Raw genomic sequence first — 21,022 nt, forward strand, 5'->3', positions numbered from 1 at the left:
CACGTCCGAATGTTGCGCGACTACGACTGCGTCGAGCTCGTACGCACCGAGCCACGCCGCGGCGCCCTGCAGCACTTCTACCGCGCAACCGCGCGCCCCACGCTCGACGAGGACCAGTGGAAGACGCTGCCCTCCAGCCTGCGCAAGGAGCTCTCCGGCGAAACCCTCGCCGAGATCGTCGAGGACATGCGCGCCGCCTCGGAAGCCGGCAAGCTCGACGACCCCGAAGTGATCGTCCAACGCACCCCGCTCGAACTCGACGACCGCGCCTTCAAGAAGCTCAACCGCCTGCTCGCCCGCACCCACGAACAAGCACTCGCGATCGCCGCCGAAAGCGCCCAACGCCAAGGCGAGAAGAGCACCACGGTCTTCCCCACCGAGCTCGCCGTGCTGCACTTCAGGCGCGCCGAGCAGTAGACGTCACATGCAGCCGAGCCGGCGCGGCATGCGCATGGCGCGGCGGCGATGGCGCACCGAGTGCACTCCGTGGTGCACCCGCGCGCGCGGCAGGGCCCAGACCTGCCGTGTGCGCGGCCGGCGCGACGCGCGATCACCAGGCTGTTCCGGACGCGGCGGTCCCACTCGGCGCACGCTACCCCCGTGCGGACGGGAATGCAACAACTTCGCTTGACCCCTTGCAACGCGCACAATGCGGTCGGCGCACCACCTCCTCCAGCCGGGTGGACAACGTTGCCATGTCGAACAGCAGGACGCGCCCGCGGGTGGCGGGCGTGAGCGCCCCCGACAGGTGGTGCAGCGCCTCCATCGCGATGATCGCGCCGATCGCCGCCGACGCGGGCGCGAGCGTCGCCGCCACAGGCGCGCCCGCGCGCATGCGGTGGCGCGCGAGCTCTTCGTAGAGCGGATGACGGCGCCGGACGGCGGCCTCCTGGCACGCCAGGCACGCGGTCTCCCCCGGCACCACGAGCGGGCCGACGCGCACGAGCGGCGGCGCCTGGCCGGCCGAGATGTACGGCGTCCCGGTGCGCGCGCAGGCTTCGTCGACCCAGCGCGGCAGCTGGTGCGGCGGCCAGTCCGCCGTCTCGATCACGAGGTCGGCGCGCGCGGCGAGCGCGGCGATCTCCCCCACATCGCTCACGCGACACGCGCGCGCGACGACGGTGAGATCCGGCGCGAGCCGCAGCAGCGCGTCGCGCGCCGCGTCGACCTTCAGGCGCCCGGCGTCGGCGCGGGCGAAGAGCACCTGGCGCGCGAGGTTGCTCAACTCGACGACGTCGTCGTCGACCAGCTCCAGCGCCCCGACGCCTGCACCGGCCAGGGTCGCGGCGGCCTGGCTGCCGAGGCCGCCGACCCCGAGCACCAGCACGCGCGCCCGGCGCAGCCGCGCCAGCGCCGCGTGCGCGTCGACGCCCAGGCCCTCGAGGTAGATCAGCTGGCGGTCGAAGCGCTCGCGCTCCTCGGCGCTCAGCGGCGACGAGAGCGGCTCGGGCGCAAGCATCCCGGCGGCGTCGAGGTCGGCGAGCCGCCGCTCGCACGCGGCGACCGGCTCGCCGACGGCGGCGCTCAGCGACGCCGCGTCGTGCGGCGCGCGGGCGAGCGCGTAGAGCACCGCGACGTCGGTCCGCGAGGCGCCGCGCAGCACGCGGTCGCCGCCGGCGCCGAGCAGGAACACGTCGCCGGCGGCGCTCGGGAACAGCTCGATCGCACGCCGGAGCCGGCGGCGCGCGCCGGCCCCGGCGGCCGAACCGGTCAATTGCCCTTCTGCGTCATCGCCTCGGGGGCCACGGGCTGCTCGAGCGGCTGGATGTTCATGGTCACCTCCTCTCATCGGTCGTGAGCGGTCAAGCGGCGGCCAGGACCCAGACCGCCTTCGTGTGGACGTCCTCGTCGAGCGCCTCGTCCAGGCGGCCGTCGAGGTGCAGGCCGTGCCCGGCGAGGACGCGCAGGCCGGCGTCGCGCGCGCAGGCGGCGATCGTGCCCGGCGGGAAGTGGCGCTGGACGTGCTCGGAGCGCTCGCGCTCCCAGCTCGCGTCCGCGGCTCGGATGAAGGCGTCCAGCGTCGCCAGGGCGCTGGCGCCCGCGGCGAACGAGGAGTCCTCGCGCCCGTTCCAGACGAGCACGCGGTCGTCCTCCTCGACCACCGTCGCCGTCGCGAAGAAGCTGCGGTAGGTGGCCAGCGTGTTGGTGTCGAACAGCAGCGGCGCGCCCGGCGCGAGGTTGGCCGCCATGCCGGCGAGCGCCTCGCGCAGGTCGCCGGCGTCGCCGAGGTAGTTGACCGCGTCGTCGAGGCACGCGACGAGGGCGAACTCGCCGATCCTCCCGAGCGCGCGCATGTCGCGCCGCAGCAGCTCGACGTCAGGCCCCAGCCGCGCGCGAGCGCCGGCGAGCATCCCGTCGGAGACGTCGCAGCCGGTCACCCGCAGGCCGCGTGCCAGCCACGGCGCGCTGCTCCTTCCGGTGCCGCAGGCGACGTCGAGCACCGCGCCGGGCCGCCACCCGTGGCGGAGCAGCAGGGCCTCGAGCGTCCGCAGCCACGCGTCGTAGTCGTGGTGGGCGGTGAAGCGGTCGTAGTGCGGTGCGAAGGCGTCGAACGAGGCCTGCGCCGGTGTGCGGGTGAGCGTCTCCATGCCGCGATAGACCCGCCCACCCCATTTAACGGTTACATGGGGGATAGAACCGTAAAAGCATGATCGCTCAGCATCTCTTTGGGATTGGGCGGAGGCGCGCCGGTGCTGCCTGCCCGTCGCCCGCCGCTACGCGCGTGACGCCTTCGAGGCCGAGGACATCGTCCAGGAGGCGATGATGCGCGCCTGGCGCATGGCCGATCGCTGCCACTCGCCGGGCTCCCCGTGGGCGTGGCTGCGGCGCATCACCGCCAACGAGGCGCTGCGTGCGCGGGCGCGGGCGCGGCCGGAGGTGCCGCCGCCCGAGGAGCTCGGGCGCGAGGACCCCGAGCTGCAGCGCGTGCTCGACGCCGACCTGGCGCGTACCGCGCTCGCGGCGCTCGGCAGCGGCGAACGTGCCGTCGTGCAGGCGTTCTACCTCGAGGATCGCAGCGTGCCAGAACTGGCCGAACGGCTGGGCCTGTCGGTGACAGCCGCTAAGGTGAGGTTGCACAGAGCACGCGGACGCATGCTCGAAGCACTGAAGGAAGAGTGACCAGCCGCCCAGCCACCGCCCGCCGCCTCGACGAGGACTTGGCGCGAGCGCTCGCCCATCCGCTCCGCCAACGGATCCTGATGCTGTTGGAGCGCGAGGTGCAGTCGCCGCTGGACCTCGCCCGCGCGATGGGCGAGCCGCTGAACAAGATCGGCTACCACGTGCACGCACTGCGCGAGGCGGGCTGCATCGAGCTGGTGCGCACCGAGCACCGGCGCGGCGCGGTGGCCCATTTCTACCGGCCGACGTCGCGCGCGTTCCTGACCGACGAGCAGTGGGCCGGGCTGCCGCTGGGCATCCGCCGCAGACTCGTCGCGCAGACGCTGTCGGACCTGGTGGGCGACGCGCGCGGCGCCGCCGAGGGCAAGGGCTTCGACCATGAGCAGGTGCACGTCACGCGCACCGAGCTCGAGGTCGACGAGGAGGGCTTCGAGGCGCTCGTGGACCTGATGAACCAGACGCTGGACCGCGCGCTGGAGATCCAGGCCGAGAGCATCAACCGCCGGGCGACGGGCGAGACCGAGCCGGACGCGCCATCGCATCGCACGCTGCTCGGGCTGCTGCACTTCCACCGCCGCTAGCGGTTCACAGCGGCTTCTCCAGCCACGCGTCGCGGCGCCCGTCGCGCGTGAACACCTCGACCTCGCGATAGTCCGCGGCGCGGTAGAGCTGCAGCGCCTCGGCCAGTGCGCCGGTCGTGAGCAGCCGCACGCGCCGCGCACCCGCCGCGGCGGCGATCGCCTCCAGCTCGCCCAGCAGCCGGCGGCCGTGGCCGCGCCGGCGCGCCCCGGCGGTCACGAACATCCGCTTGACCTCGGCGATCTCGGGCGAGAGCAGGCGCACGCCGCCGCAGCCGACGGCGCGGTCGTCCTCGTAGAGCACGAGGAACGCGGCGCCGGGCTCCTCGAACGCGCCCTCGGTCGCGAAGATCGCCTCGCTCGGCGCGAACCCGTTCCCGAGCCGCTCGCGCACGAAGCGCATGTACTCCTCGAACAGCTCCCGCGCGGGGCCGGCGTGGGCGGGCTCGCGGCGCAGATCCGCGCCGACCGCGCGGCGGACGACGAGCACCGCGACGTCGTCGTGGCGCCCGGAGCCCCAGCGCTCGGCCTCGGCCTGCGCGAGCTCGGCGAGCGCCTGGGCCCCCAGCTCGCGCCCGTGCTCGCCAAGCAGCCCTGGCAGCGCCGCGTCGCTGAAGAAGCGCCGGTCGCGGCGCGCCTCGAGCAGGCCGTCGGTCGCGGCGAACAGCGTGTCGCCGGGGTCGAACGGCAGCTCGCGCTCGGTGAAGCGGCTGTCGGGCTCGACGCCCAGCGGGACGCCGCCGCCCGCGAGCTCGTCCTCTCCCCCGCCGGCCCGCAGCAGTCGCGGCGCCGGATGGCCGGCGTTGCAGTAGCGCATGCGGCCGCCGTCGAGCACGGCGAGGAAGACGGTCGCGAAGCCGCTCGCCGGCAGGCGCCCGCGCATCAGGCGGTTCGCCTGGCTGATCACCTCGGCCGGGCTGTCGGTGTCCAGCGTGCGCGCCTCGACGAAGAAGCGCACCATCGCGCTCATCGCGGCGACCTCGAGCCCCTTGCCGCTGACGTCGCCGAGCAGCACCGCGAGCGCGCCGCGCCGCAGCCGCCAGACGCCGAACAGGTCGCCGCCGCCGAGATCGCGGCCCGCCGGCTCGTAGACGATGCCGACCTCGAAGCCTGTCAGCGCCGCAGGCGGCTCGGGCACGAAGCCGCGCGTCAGCGCGCGGGCGACGCGCCGCTCGCGCTGGAAGTCGAGCGCGTTGGCGATCGCGCCGGCGGCGCCGAGGGAGAGCGCGCTCAGACGCCGCAGCTGGTCCTCGCCGAAGCGGTCGGGCGCCTCGTGCGCGACGGTGACGACGCCGAACAGGCGCACGCCGAGCGCGACCGGGACGTGTACGAACGAGCGGATCCCCTCCGCCTCGATCGTCCGCTGGAGGAACCGGTCGCGATCCTCCTCGCGGCTGACGTACGGCTCGCCGGTCTGGGCGACGCGGCCGAGCATCCCCTCGCCCGGGCGCACGCGCGTCGCCGCGACGCGCTCGGAGAACCCGCGGTTGGCGACGCTGCGCAGCTCGTCCGTCGTCGGGTCGAAGCGGCGCAGCAGCACCTTGCTCGCGCCGGTCAGCTCGGCCGCCTGCTCCACGATCGCGCGGTAGACGGCGTCCGGATCCAGCGACGCGGCGACGGCCTGCCAGGCGCGGTTGAGCCGCTGCTCCTCGCGCGAGCGCTCCTCGCGCTCGAGCGCGAGCGCCGCGAGCCGCGCGAAGACCTCGACGGCGCGCAGGTGCTCCTCCCGGAGCGGGGCGCGCGGCGGGTGCGCGGAGATCACGAGCACGCCGAGCGTGCGCCCAGCCGCGGTCCGCACGGGGCAGGAGATGAACGACGAGTTGACGTACCACTCCCACGCGTCGCCCGCGCCGCCGGCCTCGAGCCTGCGCTTGAGCGCGGCCGCGCCGGGCCACTCGGCGATGCTGGGGATCAGCAGCGCGCTGCCGCGCTCGATCGCCGCCTCGGTCACGCCCGGGTGCTCGGGGTCGTACGGGCGCGAGAGCACGGGCGTGAACGCGCGCGCGGCCGCAGCCGTCACGAACCACGAGGCCGCCGGGCGGATCTCGCCGCGCTCGATGTCCACGACCTCGAACGCGACGCCGCTGACGTCGATCAGCGCGCGGAGCTGCCCGACGATCTCGTCGAGCGTGTCCTCGAGCCGGCTCTCCGGCGCCTGGCTCATTCAGCGGCGCAGCCGGCGCAGCGCCCATGGATCGGGAAATGCGTGAAGCGCGCCTCATGCCCGAACGCCGTGCGGACGAGCTCGCGCACGCGGTCGAGTTGCGCCGGCTCGACGGTCGTGATCCGCCCGCAGCGCTCGCACACGAGGTACTCGCGCTCGCCGCCGCGCGCGAGCACGTAACGGCCAGGTCCGTGCCCGACGTGGACGTGCGTGACGACGCCGAGCTGCTGCAGGCGCTCGAGGTTGCGGTACACCGACGCCGGTTCCAGGCTCGGCGCGATCTGCTCCGCCGCGAGCGGTCCCGGCGCCGCGAACAGCGCCTCCAGCACCGTGCGGGCGGGAAGGGTCACGCGATGGCCGGCGCGCCGCAGAGCCGCCAGCACGTCGTCGATCGTCTGGAACTCGAGCGGCTCGCGTTCGGGAGCGAGCGTCATGGGGAAAGCCTACGTACGCAGCACGCGCCTCGCGACCGCCGGCACGAGGCCGCCCTGGCCGAACACGGAGAACAGCACGGCGACGAAGACGATGCCGTAGACGGTTTCAGCGCCTTCGACGCCGTCGAGCACCGCGAACGCCGCGAGCAGGATCGGGACCGCACCCTTGAGCCCGCTCCAGGCGACGAACGCGCGGTCGCCCGGCTCCAGGCGCGCCTGCGCGAGCGTGATCGCGACGACGATCGGGCGGATCGCGAACACGAGCGCGAGCGTGAGGATCGCGCCGTCGCGCCAGGCGCTGGCGGGCAGGCCGGTGAGGTCGATCGTGAGGCCGAGGGTGACGAACACGACGATCTCCGCCAGGCCGGCGAGCGGCTGCGTGAACCCCTGCACCCGCAGGTCGTCGTCACCGAGCACGAGTCCGGCGACGAAGACGGCGAGGAAGCCCGAGCCGTGGGCCAGCGACGTGACGGCGTAGAGCACGACGGCGAGCGCGAGCAGCAGCACCGGCCGCATCTGCTCGCTGCCGAGCCGGACGAACGGCGCCAGCACGCGTGCGCCGAGGAACCCGAGCGCGACGCCGACCGCCATCTCGATGCCGAAGTCCGAGACCACGTTCAGCAGCGTCGCGTCGTCGTGCGTCGCGAGCTCGATCATCCCCAGCATCAAGGCGATGCCGGCGGGGTCGTTGACGCCCGCCTCGCCTTCCAGGATCGTCCCGGCGCGCCCGCGGATCCGGGTGCCGCCGAGCACGGAGAACACGACCGCCGGGTCCGTCGGCGCGAGCGCCGCGCCGACGATCCCGGCGAGCGTCCACGAGAACCCGAGCACGGCGTGCGCGACGACGGCGATCAGGCCCGCCGTCAGGAACGTGCCGAGCACGCCGAGCGACATGACGGGGTTGACGGAGCGCCGCATCCGGGCCCAGCCGATGTCCATGCCGCCGTTGAGCAGGATCACGACGAGCGCGACGACGGCGATCCGCTCGACGGCCTGCGTCCCCAGCGGGTCGCCCGGTACCAGCGCCGCCGCGAGCAGGAACAGGCCCGGCGCGGGCAGCGGCAGCCGCATCGAGAGGATCGCGAGCGCAAGGCCGGCGGCGACCGGCAACAACAGGAGGGCGAAGTCGGAGATCTCGGACATGGCAAGGCCACGCCGACCAGTCTTCCCGGCACACCCATCGCGGATCCTATCCGTCACCCCGGGCGGGCGCTGCGCCCTGACCCGCGCGCGGGAGGGCGGCGCCGATGTCCCTATGACTCAGCGCGGCCCGCCCGCCGATCGAACGTGTCAGCGCTCCTCGGCCCAGTTGACCGTGAGCTGGTAGATGATGATCACGTCGAGCGTGATCATCAGCAGCGACCACAGCGGGAACGCCGTGATCACCGCCATCTGCAGCAGCGAGTTGACGACCGCGAAGAAGATCGCGGTCCAGCGCGCCCAGCCCTGCAGGGCGAACAGGCCCCAACAGGTGAGCAGCATCAAGGCGCCGACGACCATGTGGACCCAGCCCCAGACGGTGAAGTCCCAGACGATGACGCCCCGCCCGCCGACGGTCACGACTTGGTCGTTGAGCACCGCCGCGAGGCCGTAGACGATCGAGAAGCCGCCGGCGACGAGCAGCATGATGCCGGCGAAGACGATCCAGCCGCTCAGTTGCGGCTCGGCGCGCGCGCCGGCCTGCGCGCCGTAGTGGGGAGAGGAAGCAGCAGCCATGGGCGCAGTGTCAGCGCCGAGCGGGTGATGCGGCCTCGCTCGGGCGGGATGATTCGCCGTGGGTTCATGCGAGGCGGGTGACCCACCGTCGTCGCGCTTGCGACATGATCCTCGCGTGGATCGGGCGCGCTCCGAGTCGCTCGGCGACCGGCTCGAACAGGCGATCGAACGGCATGCCGACACGGCAGGCGAGATCGAGCGCGCGCAGGCGGCCGAGCCGCCGCGCGGACGCCTGCGCCGGACCGTCATGTGGCTCGCGATCACGGGAGTGTCGCTGTACCTCGTCCTCCCCAGCGTGATCGAGGTGTTCGGCTCGTGGCGGCGGATCACCGAGTTCTCGCTGCTCGCGCTGGCCGCGATGGCGGGACTCCAGGCCGCGTCGCTGGCATGTCTGTGGGCGCTGCAGCATGTGGCGCTGCGCGCGCGGCGCTGGCGCCCGGTGATCGCCTCCCAGCTCGCCGGCAACGCGCTGTCGAAGATCGCCCCCGGCGGCGGCGCGCTAGGCGCCGCGCTGCAGTACCGCATGCTCGTCCAGGCCGGGCTCCCCGCGGGCTCGACCGTCGCGGCGCTGACGGCGGTCAACCTGCTCGTGTTCGCCGTCGTACTGGCGCTGCCCGTCCTGGCTATCCCGGCGCTGCTGCGCGGCGCGGTCGACCGCAGCCTGCTCGAGACCGCGATCGCCGGCCTGGTGATCTTCGCCGTCGCCGCCGGCGCCGGCGCCGTGCTGCTGTCGACCGACCGCCCGCTCGCGTGGATCGGGCGCACCGTGCAGCGCGTCCGCAACCGGCTCAGGCGCCGGCGCGCCCAGCCGCTCGACGCGCTGCCGGACCGGCTCCTGCGCGAGCGCGACCGCATCCTGCAGACGCTCGGCCCGCGCTGGAAGCGAGCGCTGGCGGCGACCGTCGGGCGCTGGCTGTTCGACTACGGCACGCTGCTCGCCGCGCTCGCGGCGATCGGCTCGCATCCGCGCCCGGGCCTGGTCCTGCTGGCGTTCTCCGGCGCGCAGGTGCTCGCCCAGATCCCGGTCACGCCCGGCGGGCTCGGCTTCGTCGAGGCCGGGCTGACGGCGATGCTGGCGCTCGCCGGCGTCTCGGCCGGCGATGCCGTGCTCGCCACGTTCGCCTACCGGCTGTTCTCCTACTGGCTGCCGCTGCCGTTCGGCCTGCTGGGGCTCGCACTAGCTCCGCGCGCCGCCGCTCAGCAGGCGTAGGTCGCGCGCCCGCTCGACGGCCTCGCGCCGGCGCGCCACGTCGAGCTTGCGGTAGATCGAGCGCAGGTGCGTCTTGACCGTGTTGGTCGTGACGAACAGCTCGGCGGCGATCTCGCGGTTGGACAGCGTCGTCGGCAGGTAGCGCAGGATCGCGTGCTCGCGGTCGCTGAGCGGCTCCAGCAGCGGGGCGACCGAACGCGGCGCCGGCGCGCGGTCGGCGAACGCGTCCAGCAGCTCGCCGACGACCGCGCGATGCGCGGTGCCCGCGCGGATCTGCTGCCGCAGCAGCGCCTCGATCCGGCGTCCACCGTCGATGAACGGCCACCGGTGCCCGGTCCGCTCGGCGATCTCGAGCGCCTCGCCGAGCGCGCGCGAGGCGGCCGCGGGCTCGCCGGCCTCATCGTTGGCGACGGCGCTCAGCACCGCCCGCTCGACGCCGGTGACGGCGTGCGCCTCCCGGTCGACGGCGACGGCGGCGGCCGTGAGCCGCTCCACCGCACCGGCGGCGTCGCCAGTCGCGAGCAAGAGCCGCGCCTCGGTCACGCCGACGACGAGCCACGGCTCCTCGGCCACCTCGGCGAGCACGGCGCGGGCCGCATCGAGCTCGCCGAGCGTGGCGAGCAGCCGCGCCCGCAGCGCGGCGAGCGTGGCGCGCTCGTACGGCGGCGGCGTGCCGGCGCGGAACTCGGCCTCGAAGCGGTCGAGCTTGCGCAGGCCGTCCTGCGCAAGCCCGCGCGCGCCGTCCATGCGCGCGTCGAGGTGGACGAGGACGAAGTGCAGCTGGCGCGACCGCGAGCCGGAGGCGGCGGCGCGTGCTGCCTCCAGCTGCTCGGCGGCCTCCCGAGGGCGCAACTCGTAGAACGCCGCGATCGCCAGCGAGAGGTGCGCGCACGCGAGCTGCGGGATCGCCGACCACCCGCGGCGCGCCGCAAGCTCGATCGCCGCGCGCGCGTGCTGACCTGGCGTGGCGGGACCGTCGGCCATCACGTCCACCAGAGCGAGGTGGCTGAGCGCGGACACGAGGATGTACTCCAGCCCCGCCGGCTGCGCGACCGCCACCGCCTCGCGCAGCTCCTCGGCGGCGCGGTCGAGGCGCTGCGCCCACAGGGCGGTCTCCCCGAGCGCGGCGTGCACGAGCGCGCGGCGGGCCTGGTCGGGGATGCCGCCGTGCCCGGCCGCCTCGGCCAGGAGGTCGTCAGCGGCGGCCAGCGCGGCGTCGAAGTCGCCCTCGAGGCGAGCCGCGTAGAGGCGTGCGAGCACCAGCGTCTCGAGGTAGCGCCGGCGCCGCGCGTCCGGGACGCGCGCCGCCCCGAGCTCGGCATGCGCGAGATGGATCTCCGCAGCGTCCACGTCACCGATGTCGAGCGCCGTGCAGGCGAGCGCCGCAGCCAGCTCCGCGTCGTCGCGCAGGCGCTCCGGCGGCAACGCGCCAACCAGCGACCGGATCGCGCCGCCTTGTCCGCGCACGAACAACTCGAGCCAGTGCTCCGCGACGATCTCGACGGCGAGGTCCCACTCCCCCGCCTCGACGGCGTGCCGCAGCGCGTGCGAGTCGGCGCCGCGCTCGGCGTACCAGCGAGCGGCGCGGGCGTGCAGCTCCGGCAGCTCACCGGCCAGCTCGCGCGCGGCCCGCGTGCGCAGCAGCCGGGCGAAGAGGCGGTGATATCGGAACCACTCGCGGTGCTGATCGATGCCGATCACGAACCCGTTGGTGCGCTCGAGCGCCATCAGGGTGTCCGCGCCCGCCCACCCACCGTCCAGGGCGTTCGCGAGGTCCCCGCACACGCGGTCGACGATCGACGTGCGCAGCAGGAACGAGCGCAGCTCGGGCGACTGGCGGTCGAGCACCTCCGCGAGCAGGTAGTCGCCGACCGCGCGGTCGTCGCCGGCGAACTGCGAGACGAAGCGCTCCGGGTCCTGGCGGCCCTGGAGGCTGAGCGCCGCCAGCCGCAGGCCCGCGCCCCAGCCCTCGGTCCGCGCCGTCAGCGCACGCACGAGCCGCTCGGGCAGCGCCAGGCCGTGCGCCTCGAGCAGCTCGGCCGCCTCCTCCTCGTCGAACGCGAGGTCGGCCGCGCGGATGTCCACGAGCCGCCCCCGCACACGCAGCACGTGGAGCGGGAGCGCGGGATCCGCGCGCGCGCTGAGCACGAGCCGCAGCGTGGGCGGCGTGTGCAGCACCAGGAAGCCCAACTGCTCCAGGCAGTCGAGCGAGCGCACGACGTGGAGGTCGTCGAGGACGAGCACGACGGGCCGCGGCAGGCCGGCGAGCGCGTTCACGAGCAGCGGCACGAACACCGACCGGGACTCGCGCACCGGCGGTGCGAGCGCGTCGAGCGGCGAATCCGGCGGCACGGCGGCGACGGTCTGCAGCGCGGTCAGCACGGCGGCCCAGAAGCGGCCGGGCTCGTCGTCGCCGGGCTCGAGCGACACCCACGCGGCCCGCGCCCCGATCGCCGAGGCGAGCAGCGTCGACTTGCCGCTGCCGGCCGGCCCGCTCACGAGCGTGACCGGCTCCCGCAGTCCCTCCTCCAGGAGGGCGCGCAGCCGCGGCCGCTCGACGAAGCCGTACGGAGGCGCGGGCGGCGAGAACTGCGTCACGAGCGGAGGCCCCCCGGCGAACGATCCCGCCGGGCGCTCGTCGCGCGGAGGACCTTCCGCCTTCCCCACCGCCGGCATGTCCTTTAGAACGTACCCCTCCCGTGCAGGGATTGTCGAGCGCTGGCGTGACCCATTCGGGCCGACGGCGCGCACCGCTGCTGCACTTCCCCCTATCCGCGCTCGGGCGGCAGCCGGCGGATCTCCAGCAGCTCGAGGCCCATCTCCTGGAGCTCCGCGAGGATCTGGTGCAGGTCCTCCTGACCCTGCACCGGGCCGCGAAGCACGGTCTCGACCGGCTCCACCTCGGCCGCGAGGCCGAGCGAGTCGGCGAGGTGATCGCCCACGCGTCCGCGTACCCGGATCTCATAGTTGAGCGGCATGCGTGCCCTCATGCTGCCGTCGCTCCGGATTGGCGGCCATCACCCCGGTGGGATGAGCCGGTCTCATGCTGCCGGCACGTACGGTCCAGAGCGGGATGGAGCCGACCGTCGTCTGCGCGTTCGACCCCGACGCCGGCGATCGCGCGCCGGTCGAGCTCGCCCGCCTGGCCGCACGCCTGCTCGGCAGCAACCTGCTGATCGTGGTCGTGCGCCCGGGGGGAACCGCGCCGGAGCGGCTCGCGCGGGTGGAGGAGCGAGGTCCGCGGCGGCCGCTGGAGGCGCTCGCCGCCGAGCTGCGCTGGGAGCCCGCGGCCGTGCGGGTCGTCACCGCCCCCTCGGCCGCCTGCGGCCTGTATGACGTACTCGCCTCCGTGCGGCCGGCGCTCGCCGTCGCCGGCTCCGCCGAGGAAGCGCCGCACGGGCGCGTGCGGCCGGGCACGACCACGCAGCGGCTGCTCGACGGGGCGCCATGCCCGGTGGCGATCGCGCCGCGCGGCTGGACGGATCGCCCGCTGCGAGCGATCGCGGTCGCGGTCCTCCCGTCGCCGGAGGGGCGCGCCGCCCTGCGCGCCGGCGCGGCGCTCGCGCACGCCGCGCGCCTCCCGCTGCGGATCGTGCTCGTGCTCGCCGGCTCCCCGGACACGACCGAGGCGAACGCGATCGCCCGCGAGCTGGCGGACGATGGTCCGCACCCGGCGATCCCGGGCGGGCTTGACCACCCCGCCCGGGATCGCGCACCGGCCGCCGGCGGCGCCGCCGCGGTCCTCGTCCCGGCGCTCGCCGGCGCCGCCATCGCCGCCGAGCCGGCGGCGCCGCGCCTGGACGTCGCCTCGGAGGTCTACGTCGGCGACCCCGCCGACACGATCGTGCGCGCGTCGGCGCAGACGGACCTGCTCGTGCTCGGGTCGCGCGCCTACGGTCGCGCCGGCGAGGTCCACACGGGAGGCGTGTCGCGGCGCGTGCTCAACGGCGCGCACTGCCCGGTCGTGCTCGTCCCGCGGGAAGCGGCCCTCGCCTGACGTCGCCTCTGCGCGCGGCGCGCCGCGGGAAGCGGCGAGACGTCGACGAGCGACCTGGGCTTCAGGTGCGTCGTCCGGCCTTGACGGCCGGACTCACGGGCAGGCGGCGGACCTCTATCAGCTCGAGCCCGTTCGTGCGCAGCCGGTCGAGCACGCCGTGCAGCGCGGGGCGGTCGGCGACCGCCCCGCGCAGGACGGTTCCCGCGGGTGCCACGGAGGCGTGGAGGCCGAGCCGGTCGGCCACCTCGATCCGCACTGGGCCGAGGACGCGGATCTCCACGCGGGGCGTCATGGCCTTCAGACCGTCGCGGCCGCCCGCTCGTTGGAGATCGCGGCGGCCAGCTGCGCCTCGGCTTCGTCGCTGAGGGAGCTCTGGATGATCTGGCCTTCGTACTTCGAGATCTCGGGGAGGACCTTGTCCGGCGTCGAGCGGCTGACGAGCACGATCAGCGCCGCGCCGCCCGGCTCCAGCCGGCTGCCGAGGTCCTTCATGAAGCGGTCGTCGACGCCGACGTCGCTCATCGCGCCCGCCGCGCCGCCGGCCGCCGCTCCGACCGCCATGCCGAGCAGCGGCGCGAGGAAGATCAGGCCGATCAGGCCGCCCCAGAGCGCGCCGCCGGTGGCTCCCATGGCCGCCGTCTTGGTCGTCTGGTGCAGCTTGACCTTGCCGCCTTCGTCGCGGGTGACGACCACGGCGTCCTCGAGGTCGATGGCGTGCTCGACCTGCAGGCGCGACAGGACGCCGAGGACCTCCTTGGCGGTGGCCTCGTCCTTGTAGGCGACGGCGATGAGATTGCTCATTGACGAACTCCTTCGCTCGGGTCGCCACACTGTCGGCGGTCGCGGTGTGATGGTGCATCGCCCGATCGGGATGATGCGGCGTCATCCTGGCGCCGCATAGCGTGGCGGCATGTTCAGTGAAGTCCCGCAGATCGCCCGTGACTGGTGGGTGCTCGCCCTGCTGGGGCTCATCTGCGTCGTCACGGGGATCGTCGCGATCGTGTGGCCGGGCATCACGCTGCTCGCGCTCGGCCTGATCTTCGGCATCTACCTCGTCATCGCCGCGAGCATGGAGATCGTCGACGCCATCACAGGGCCGCCCGGCGGCCGCGCCATCAGCGCGATCCTCGGCGCGATCGCGCTGATCGCCGGCCTCATCTGCATCCGCCGCCCGGGCGCGAGCCTGCTGGCAATCGTGATCGCGGTCGGCATCTACCTGGTCGCCTCCGGCGTGATCCGGATCGTGCTCTCGTTCGAGACCAGCGAAGGGCGCGGCTGGGCGATCGCGCTCGGTGCGCTCGACACGGTCATCGGCATCCTGATCCTCGCGTGGCCGGGACTCGGGCTCGCGACGCTCGCGTTGCTCTTCGCGGTGTCGATGCTGATCCGCGGCATCTTCGCGATCGTGATCGGCTTCAAGCTGCGCGGGATGCGCCACGGGGAGCCCCCGCCGGTGCATACCGCGAACCTGGCCACGTAAGTGCCCCCTCAGCGCGTCGAAGTCGTCATCGGCGTGCGCACGCTGCTCACGCTGCTGGCGTTCGGCGCGCTCGTGGCGCTGGCGATCCTGTCGCTCGGCACCCTGATCTCGATCTTGGTGGCGGCGACCATCGCGCTCGGCCTCGACCCGGTCGTCGGGGCGCTCGTGCGGCGCGGCTGGAAGCGCGGGCGCGCCGCGCTGACCGTGTTCGCGGGGCTGTTCGTCGCAGTCTTCGCGCTCGTCCTCGTCACCGCCGGCCCGGTCTGGAACGAGGTCGCCGACTTCGTCCACGCGCTGCCGGCCTACTGGGACGAGCTCCAGCAGAAGGACTGGTTCCAGCAGCTGACCGCGACGGCAGGCGCGGACGACAAGATCCGAAGCGCGCTCAAGGACCTCGCCGCAGGGCTGCCGGAGGCGGCGACCGCGGTGCTGGGGATCGCCGGCGGCGTCTTCGGCTCGGCCCTCTCGCTGGTGACGCTGTCGTTCCTGTCGCTGTTCCTGCTGATGGAGCGCCCGGCGATCACCGACTGGCTGTTCGGGTTCGCGCGCCCCGAGACCGACGCGCGCTGGCGGCCGGTGCTGGAGGACTCGATCGGCGCGGTGTCGTCGTCGCTGATCGGCAACGTCGCGATCTCGGTCGTGGCGGCGACCGTGGCCGGGCTGTCGGCGTGGGCGTTCGGGCTGCCGTTCCCGATCGTCCTGGCCCTGATCACCGGGCTGCTGGACCTGATCCCGCAGGTGGGCGCGACCGTCGCGGCCGTGATCCTCGTGGGCGTGGCGCTCACCGTCAGCACGCCGGCGGCGATCGCGATGCTGGTGATCCAGCTCGTCTACCAGCAGGTCGAGAACTACATCGTGTACCCGATCGTCTACCGCCGCGCGGTGGAGCTGTCGGGCTTCACCACGATCGTCGCGGTGCTGATCGCGAGCTCGATCCTCGGTGTCCCGGGCGCGATCCTCGCCGTCCCGTTCGCCGCCGTGATCAAGATCGTGCTGCGCGAGGCGGGCGCGCCGCGGCGCGCGCGGATGGCGGCCCTGCGGCAGGCCGACGAGCGCGAGCAGGTACCGGTGTGACGTCCCGGCGCATGCCGCGAGACAGGCCGATGTGGCCGATCGACGCGCTGATGGAGATCGGGCGCGACTGGATCGGGCGCTTCATCGCCGTCCAGGGCATCGACCGCGCGATGGCGATCGGCGCGCAGGCCTACACGGCCCTGATCCCGCTGCTGATCGTCTACGCGGCGCTGCTGCCGAACAGCACGAGCTTCGCCGACGCGCTGATCGACCGCTTCGGGCTCACGGGATCCTCCGCCGAGAGCGTGCGGCAGGCGTTCGCGGCATCGGGGACGGTGGAATCGAGCGTGACGGCGCTCGGCGCCGTCCTGCTGATCATCTCCGCGCTCTCCTTCACGCGGGGGATGCAGCGGCTCTATGAAGGCGCGTACGGGCTGCCGACGCGCGGGATGCGCAACACGAAGTGGGGCCTCGCGTGGCTCGCGGTCATCAGCGTCGTCTCGGCCGTCCGGCCGCACCTGCTCGGTGCGCTGGGCGGGCAGGCCGAGATCGTGGGGTCGCTCGCGCTCTCAGGGGTCCTGTGGCTCGTCACGCCGTACCTGCTGCTCGGGCGGCGCATGCGCTGGCAGCGCCTCGCTCCGGTCGCCGTGCTGTCCGCGATCGGGATGACCGGCGTGGGCATCTGGTCGGTGATCTGGATGCCGCACACGATCAGCTCGTCGGCGCAGCAATTCGGCATGATCGGGATCGGCTTCGCGCTGCTGGCCTGGCTGGTCTCGATCGCCGGCGTGCTCGTCGTCGCCACGACCGGCGGCGCGATGGTCGCCGATCGCCTGGATGCGCGCAAGGCTACGGCCGCGTGACGCCGGGGCCGGCGAGATGTCCTCGAGGATCACCTGGCTGGGCCATGCCACGGTCCTGCTCGAGATCGGGGGCGCCCGGCTGCTGACCGACCCGGTGCTGAGAGCGCGGATCGCGCATCTGCGGCGATCCGTGCCGGTGCCCTCAGACCCGGCGCCGGTCGACGCGGTGCTGATCTCGCACGTGCACCACGACCATCTCGACCGCCCGTCGCTGCGGCGCTTCGCGGGTGCCGAGGCGCTGGCGCCGGCCGGCTCGCGCGGGCTGCTCGCGGGGCTGCGGGTGCGCGAGGTTCGCGCCGGCGAGCGGGTCTCCGTCGCGGGAGTCGCGATCGACGTCGTCGCGGCCCGGCACGAGGCGCGCCGGCGCCCGGGCGCGCCGGTGCTCGACGCGCTGGGCTTCGTGGCCGGACGCGTGTGGTTCGCCGGCGACACGGACCTGCACGACGGCATGAGCGCGCTGCGAGGCGCCGTGGACGTCGCGTTGGTGCCCGTCTGGGGCTGGGGGCCGTCGCTCGGTCCCGGGCACCTCGATCCCGAGCGCGCCGCGCGCGCGGTCGCGCTGATCGAGCCCGCGGTCGCGATCCCGATCCACTGGGGCACCTACCTCCCCTACGGCAGCCGCCGGCGCGACCTGCTGGTCGTGCCGCCGCGCGAGTTCGCCGCCTACGCCGCCGAGCTGGCGCCGGCCACGCGCGTGGTCGTGCTCTCGCCCGGCGAGTCGCTGTCGCGGTAGGCGTCCTGCCCGAGGCCGGCGAGCCAGCCGCGGAGGATGCGGTGCACCGCGGGCGCGCCGATCACCGGCGGGTCCGGCCACGGCAGGTCAGGCGGGTGCAGGACGAACGGGTGCGACTGCGAGCCGCCGAGCCCGCCGTGCGAGCCGACGAGCTCCTCGAAGGCGGCGACCTCGTCGAGCTCGGGCCAGTAGGTGCCGTTGACGACGAGGTCGGGGCAGTGCGGATAGGCGTCGGTGCGGCGGACGTGGTCGGCGGCGGTGGGGCCGAACGGCGCCAGCGGGTCCTCGCCCTTCGTGCTGCCGTCGGCGAGGCGATGGATGCCGCCGTGCCCGAGCACGATCGGGCCGTCGGCCTCCGAGCGCACGAGCACGAACGCGACGCCGGGGTGCGTCCGCAGCGCCTGGACGAGCCCCGCGCGGGTCGCCTGGATCTGCTCGAGCGTGACCCGGCCCGGCTCGCGCGGGAAGCTGATCAGGCCGAGGTTCCCCGACGCCATCACCGACACCTCGGGGATGCCGGACGGCTCCGGGTCCCTCAGGCGCTCGCGGGCCGCCGTGCGGACCATGTGGCCGGCCGCCGTGTCGCGGGCGGCGAGCTCGGCGACGCCGGCGTTGAACGAGGACAGCCCCTCGTCGCTGTGCGCGTCCTCGGCGCGGACGTCTCCCCCGCCGTGGCGCGCGACGACGTCGGCGAGCTCCTCGCCGTAGCGCTGCCGGAACGTCGCGCCCTGGCTCTGGCCGTGATCGGACAGCACGACGAGGCGATACGGGCGCGGCGCGTGCTCGACCGCGTCCGCGATGCGCGCGATGGCGAGGTCGACGCGGCGCAGCACCGCGAGCGTGTCGGGCCGCTCGAGCCCGGAGTGGTGCGCGACCTCGTCGTAGGCGAGGAAGGTCGTGTAGACGACGGGGCGCCCGGCGAGCACGTCGGCGGTGACCGCGGCGACCTGCAGGTCGAGCTGGATCACCGTCGCGTACGCGCGCACGAGCGCGTACTTGAAGCCGCGCTTGATGCGGGGGCGGACGTCGCGCCGCGCCTGCCCGACCGCGGCGAAGCGCTCCACCACGATCTCCCCGACCACGCGCAGCAGGGTGCGCGCGACGCCATACGGGCTCGCGAAGTACGCGAAGTAGTCCTGGCCGAGCCGGCCGGGCCTGTCGCGGTCGAGCACCGTGCTCATCGTCAGCATGCTGTGCGGCGCGTCGCCGGAGAGGATGTTCGCGCGGCTGGCGCCGTCGGCGTACAGCAGGCCGCGGCCGTCCGAGCGGCGGCGCTCGATCTCCGCCGCGTCCTTCGGGTGGTTGGTCACGATCGCGCGCCCGGCGTCCTTCTCCCACCACCGGAACGCGGGCATGTCGCCGTCGTCGCCGTGCAGCAGGCCGGCCTGGCAGGCGCCCGTCTGCGAGGACCAGCCGGTCTCCCAGGACTCGAGCCGGTAGCCCCGCTCGTGCACCCAGCGCGCGAGCGCGGGCGCGTTGCCGTCGCGCATCGCGCGCTTGAGGACGTCGTGGGCAAGCCCGTCGATCTCGAGCAGGAGCAGGCCGGGGACGTCCGCGCCGACCGCGAGCTTGGAGCGCTTGAGCTGGCGGCGGACGACGTGGCGGTACCAGAGGTCGCCGCGGTCGAGGGCGAGCACGCCGCCGACCACGGTCGTGATCGCCGTCAGGCCGAGGATCACGCCGAGCGCCGACCACAGGTCGCCGACGTGGACGTCGTCCAGCGCGGCGGAGCCGAGCAGCAGCAGCGCGCCGTTGAGCACGAGCGCGCCGAGGCCGAGCGTGGCGACGGTGAACGGCAGCGCGAAGCGCAGCAGCACCGGCCACACGATCGCGTTCGCGAGGCCGAGCACGGCCGCCAGGCTCAGCGCGGCGGTGAAGCCGTCGAGCGTGAAGCCCGGAAGGAGCGCGCTGAGCCCGAGCAGCGCCGCGGCGTTGAGCAGCAGGACCACCGCGAGGCGGCCGAGCAGGTGAACGGGCACGTTCGGCCGGCTTTCCTCAGAGCGCCGCCGCCGGCGGCTGCTGGACGGACTCGGCTTGCCTCGCGGTCCGGGCCCGGATCGCGGCTCCCTGCTCGCCGGCGGTGGCGTCCGTGAGGCGGTGCATGGCGGCAGCCTCGATGAGCATGGGGTGCGCGGCATCACCCGGTTCGGACGAGGAGGACGTCATCCCGGGGCCGTAGCATCCACGATGTGGACCGGCCCTGGTTCAAGGGCGGCACGATCACGGCGCGTCGCGCCGCCTGGGCGATCGCACTCTCGACGGTGTTGGTCACGATCCTCGGCGCGGTGATGATCTGGCTGCTGGACCGCAAGGAATTCCCTTCGCTGGGCAGCGGCATGTGGTGGGCGCTGCAGACGATCACCACGGTCGGCTACGGCGACCACGTGCCGACCACCGCCGAGGGGCAGGTGGTGGGCGGCGTGATCATGGTCTCGGGGATCGGGGTGGTGACGGTCGTGACGGCGACCATCACGGCGGCGTTCGTCGAGGGCATGCGCACGCGGCTGGGAAGGGGCCGCGACGAGGCGATCCTCGCGCGGCTGGAGCGGATCGAGCGGCAGCTCGAGCGGCTCGAGCGGCTCGAGCGCTGAGCGCTCTTCGGTTTCGCTTACACGAGCGCCGGTGCTGACGTGGTGGGAGGGCAAGACCAACACGCGCGGCTACGGTCAGGGCTCGTGGGTGACCACGCGGTCCGCGCCGACCTCTCGGCGGTGGGCGCCTCGCGCACGCGGCACGCGGTCGACTCGATCGTCCAGGAGATCGACGTCGCCACGGGAAAGGTCCTCTTCGCGTGGCACAGCATGGATCACGTCGCGCTGACCGAGTCGCACGCCGGGCCGCCCGCGCCGGGGCACGACTTCCCGTACGACTACTTCCACGTCAACTCGGTGGCCGTGGACAGCGACGGAAATTTGCTGATCTCGGCCCGCAACACCTGGACGATCTACAAGGTCGACCGCCGCACCGGCCGGATCCTGTGGCGGCTCGGCGGCAAGCGGAGCGACTTCCCGCTCGGCCCTGACGCGCGGTTCGCGTGGCAGCACGACGCGCGGCGCCAGCCCGACGGGACGATCACGATGTTCGACAACGAGTCGACGCCGAAGGTGCGGGATCGGTCGCGGCTGCTCACGCTGCGCGTCGACGAGCCGGCGCGAACGGTGTCGGTCGCCGCGGCGCTCACCCATCCGGCGGGCGTCCTGGCCGACGCCGAGGGCAGCGCGCAGCACCTGCCCGGCGGGGACGTCTTCGCCGGCTGGGGGCTCGGGCGGCGGGCGTCGGAGCAGGACGTGAGCGGCAAGCTGCTGTTCGACGCGCAGTTGCCCGCGGGCTACGACAGCTACCGGGCGTTCACGTTCGCCTGGGACGGGCGGCCCTCGGATCCGCCGGCGGCGTCGATCGAGCGCAACGGCGGCGCGCTGACCGCGCGGGCGTCGTGGAACGGCGCGACCGGCGTGACACAGTGGGAGCTGCTGGCGGGTGCCTCGGCCGGCTCGCTGCGGGTGGTGGCGAGCGCGCCGCGGACAGGCTTCGAGACGACGCTCACCTCGGGTGCCCGCGGGCCCTTCTTCGCCGTGCGCGCGCTGGCGGGCAACCGCCTGCTGGGCAGCTCGGCTTCGGTCGACACATCGACCTGACGCGCCGCGAGGTGTGTGACACACACCCTTCGTCAGGCGCGCGGCGGCGCGCCATGTGCAGCGTCTTTACGTAAAGGC

General features: G+C 74.2%; 22 protein-coding genes. 11 read left to right on the top strand and 11 right to left on the bottom strand.

Annotated features, from left to right (window positions below; all coding sequences use genetic code 11):
* Window positions 1-417, top strand: a 417-nt coding sequence (locus H958_RS47660; RefSeq protein ID WP_231379296.1) for a hypothetical protein, incomplete at its 5' end; no start/stop codon positions are given.
* Window positions 418-592: 175 nt separating this feature from the next.
* Here the strand turns inward: H958_RS47660 and H958_RS38465 are convergent.
* Together H958_RS38465 and H958_RS43620 are read right to left on the bottom strand one after the other, a co-directional pair.
* Complete coding sequence (locus H958_RS38465; protein ID WP_051324487.1) at window positions 593-1,714, bottom strand: TOMM precursor leader peptide-binding protein; 1,122 nt, start codon at window positions 1,712-1,714, stop codon at window positions 593-595.
* Between the two features lie 88 nt (window positions 1,715-1,802).
* Entirely contained in the window at window positions 1,803-2,588 is a 786-nt protein-coding gene (locus H958_RS43620; protein WP_051324488.1) for a class I SAM-dependent DNA methyltransferase, read from the bottom strand.
* A 109-nt stretch (window positions 2,589-2,697) separates the two neighbouring features.
* Here H958_RS43620 and H958_RS43625 point away from each other — a divergent pair, with 109 nt between their 5' ends.
* Both H958_RS43625 and H958_RS0118390 read left to right on the top strand, forming a co-directional pair.
* The gene (locus tag H958_RS43625; protein ID WP_081686035.1) at window positions 2,698-3,120 is read left to right on the top strand and encodes an RNA polymerase sigma factor; all 423 of its coding nucleotides are present in this window, start codon (window positions 2,698-2,700) and stop codon (window positions 3,118-3,120) included.
* Entirely contained in the window at window positions 3,117-3,701 is a 585-nt protein-coding gene (locus H958_RS0118390; RefSeq protein WP_028059733.1) for a winged helix-turn-helix domain-containing protein, read from the top strand. The genes H958_RS43625 and H958_RS0118390 overlap by 4 nt, the downstream gene beginning before the upstream one ends.
* 4 nt (window positions 3,702-3,705) lie before the next feature.
* On the opposite strand, the gene H958_RS0118395 is transcribed toward H958_RS0118390, so the two are convergent.
* From H958_RS0118395 to H958_RS38485, 4 genes are all read right to left on the bottom strand, one after another.
* The gene (locus H958_RS0118395; protein ID WP_028059734.1) at window positions 3,706-5,862 is read right to left on the bottom strand and encodes a GNAT family N-acetyltransferase; all 2,157 of its coding nucleotides are present in this window, start codon (window positions 5,860-5,862) and stop codon (window positions 3,706-3,708) included.
* The gene (locus tag H958_RS0118400; protein ID WP_051324489.1) at window positions 5,859-6,296 is read right to left on the bottom strand and encodes a Fur family transcriptional regulator; all 438 of its coding nucleotides are present in this window, start codon (window positions 6,294-6,296) and stop codon (window positions 5,859-5,861) included. The genes H958_RS0118395 and H958_RS0118400 overlap by 4 nt, the downstream gene beginning before the upstream one ends.
* 9 nt (window positions 6,297-6,305) lie before the next feature.
* Complete coding sequence (locus H958_RS38480; RefSeq protein WP_051324490.1) at window positions 6,306-7,439, bottom strand: cation:proton antiporter domain-containing protein; 1,134 nt, start codon at window positions 7,437-7,439, stop codon at window positions 6,306-6,308.
* 147 nt (window positions 7,440-7,586) lie between these two features.
* Window positions 7,587-8,012 carry a DUF7144 family membrane protein gene (locus H958_RS38485; protein WP_037410693.1) on the bottom strand — a complete coding sequence of 142 codons (426 nt, stop codon included), beginning with the start codon at window positions 8,010-8,012 and terminating at the stop codon, window positions 7,587-7,589.
* A gap of 115 nt (window positions 8,013-8,127) precedes the next feature.
* Between H958_RS38485 and H958_RS0118415 the strand changes: the two genes are divergently transcribed.
* Window positions 8,128-9,222: a lysylphosphatidylglycerol synthase transmembrane domain-containing protein gene (locus tag H958_RS0118415; protein ID WP_028059736.1), complete on the top strand. Its 1,095-nt coding sequence runs from the start codon at window positions 8,128-8,130 to the stop codon at window positions 9,220-9,222.
* Here the strand turns inward: H958_RS0118415 and H958_RS0118420 are convergent.
* Together H958_RS0118420 and H958_RS0118425 are read right to left on the bottom strand one after the other, a co-directional pair.
* Complete coding sequence (locus H958_RS0118420; protein WP_028059737.1) at window positions 9,190-11,898, bottom strand: LuxR C-terminal-related transcriptional regulator; 2,709 nt, start codon at window positions 11,896-11,898, stop codon at window positions 9,190-9,192. The genes H958_RS0118415 and H958_RS0118420 overlap by 33 nt on opposite strands.
* 92 nt (window positions 11,899-11,990) lie before the next feature.
* Entirely contained in the window at window positions 11,991-12,200 is a 210-nt protein-coding gene (locus H958_RS0118425) for a hypothetical protein (protein ID WP_037410699.1), read from the bottom strand.
* Window positions 12,201-12,265: 65 nt separating this feature from the next.
* On the opposite strand from H958_RS0118425, the gene H958_RS0118430 reads away from it, so the two are divergent.
* Window positions 12,266-13,219 (top strand): universal stress protein, encoded by a 954-nt coding sequence (locus H958_RS0118430; protein ID WP_028059739.1) that lies wholly within the window; start codon window positions 12,266-12,268, stop codon window positions 13,217-13,219.
* A 61-nt stretch (window positions 13,220-13,280) separates the two neighbouring features.
* Here the strand turns inward: H958_RS0118430 and H958_RS38495 are convergent, their stop codons facing one another.
* Together H958_RS38495 and H958_RS0118440 are read right to left on the bottom strand one after the other, a co-directional pair.
* On the bottom strand, window positions 13,281-13,511 hold the full coding sequence (locus H958_RS38495; RefSeq protein ID WP_037410701.1) for a hypothetical protein: 231 nt from the start codon (window positions 13,509-13,511) through the stop codon (window positions 13,281-13,283).
* A gap of 5 nt (window positions 13,512-13,516) precedes the next feature.
* Entirely contained in the window at window positions 13,517-14,020 is a 504-nt protein-coding gene (locus tag H958_RS0118440) for a DUF1269 domain-containing protein (RefSeq protein WP_028059740.1), read from the bottom strand.
* 109 nt (window positions 14,021-14,129) lie between these two features.
* Here H958_RS0118440 and H958_RS0118445 point away from each other — a divergent pair, with 109 nt between their 5' ends.
* Genes H958_RS0118445 through H958_RS0118460 form a run of 4 tightly spaced genes read left to right on the top strand, consistent with a single transcriptional unit; the run spans window position 14,130 to window position 17,309 of the window.
* Window positions 14,130-14,699: an HdeD family acid-resistance protein gene (locus H958_RS0118445; RefSeq protein WP_081686036.1), complete on the top strand. Its 570-nt coding sequence runs from the start codon at window positions 14,130-14,132 to the stop codon at window positions 14,697-14,699.
* On the top strand, window positions 14,700-15,773 hold the full coding sequence (locus H958_RS0118450) for an AI-2E family transporter (RefSeq protein WP_028059742.1): 1,074 nt from the start codon (window positions 14,700-14,702) through the stop codon (window positions 15,771-15,773).
* 11 nt (window positions 15,774-15,784) lie between these two features.
* A complete protein-coding gene (locus H958_RS0118455; protein ID WP_156028054.1) occupies window positions 15,785-16,576 on the top strand; it encodes a hypothetical protein in 792 nt (263 codons plus the stop codon).
* A 16-nt stretch (window positions 16,577-16,592) separates the two neighbouring features.
* Window positions 16,593-17,309, top strand: coding sequence for an MBL fold metallo-hydrolase (locus H958_RS0118460; RefSeq protein ID WP_028059744.1), 717 nt, complete (start codon window positions 16,593-16,595; stop codon window positions 17,307-17,309).
* Here the strand turns inward: H958_RS0118460 and H958_RS38500 are convergent.
* On the bottom strand, window positions 17,240-19,288 hold the full coding sequence (locus H958_RS38500; RefSeq protein ID WP_051324491.1) for a phage holin family protein: 2,049 nt from the start codon (window positions 19,286-19,288) through the stop codon (window positions 17,240-17,242). The two genes, H958_RS0118460 and H958_RS38500, sit on opposite strands and share 70 nt — an antisense overlap.
* Before the next feature lie 210 nt (window positions 19,289-19,498).
* On the opposite strand from H958_RS38500, the gene H958_RS38505 reads away from it, so the two are divergent.
* Window positions 19,499-19,900 (top strand): potassium channel family protein, encoded by a 402-nt coding sequence (locus H958_RS38505; protein ID WP_051324492.1) that lies wholly within the window; start codon window positions 19,499-19,501, stop codon window positions 19,898-19,900.
* 84 nt (window positions 19,901-19,984) lie between these two features.
* Window positions 19,985-20,944, top strand: coding sequence for an arylsulfotransferase family protein (locus tag H958_RS38510; protein ID WP_051324493.1), 960 nt, complete (start codon window positions 19,985-19,987; stop codon window positions 20,942-20,944).
* The last annotated feature ends 78 nt before the right edge of the window (window positions 20,945-21,022 follow it).

This window comes from Candidatus Solirubrobacter pratensis (assembly GCF_000425945.1).
GTDB classification, from domain to species: domain Bacteria; phylum Actinomycetota; class Thermoleophilia; order Solirubrobacterales; family Solirubrobacteraceae; genus Solirubrobacter; species Solirubrobacter pratensis.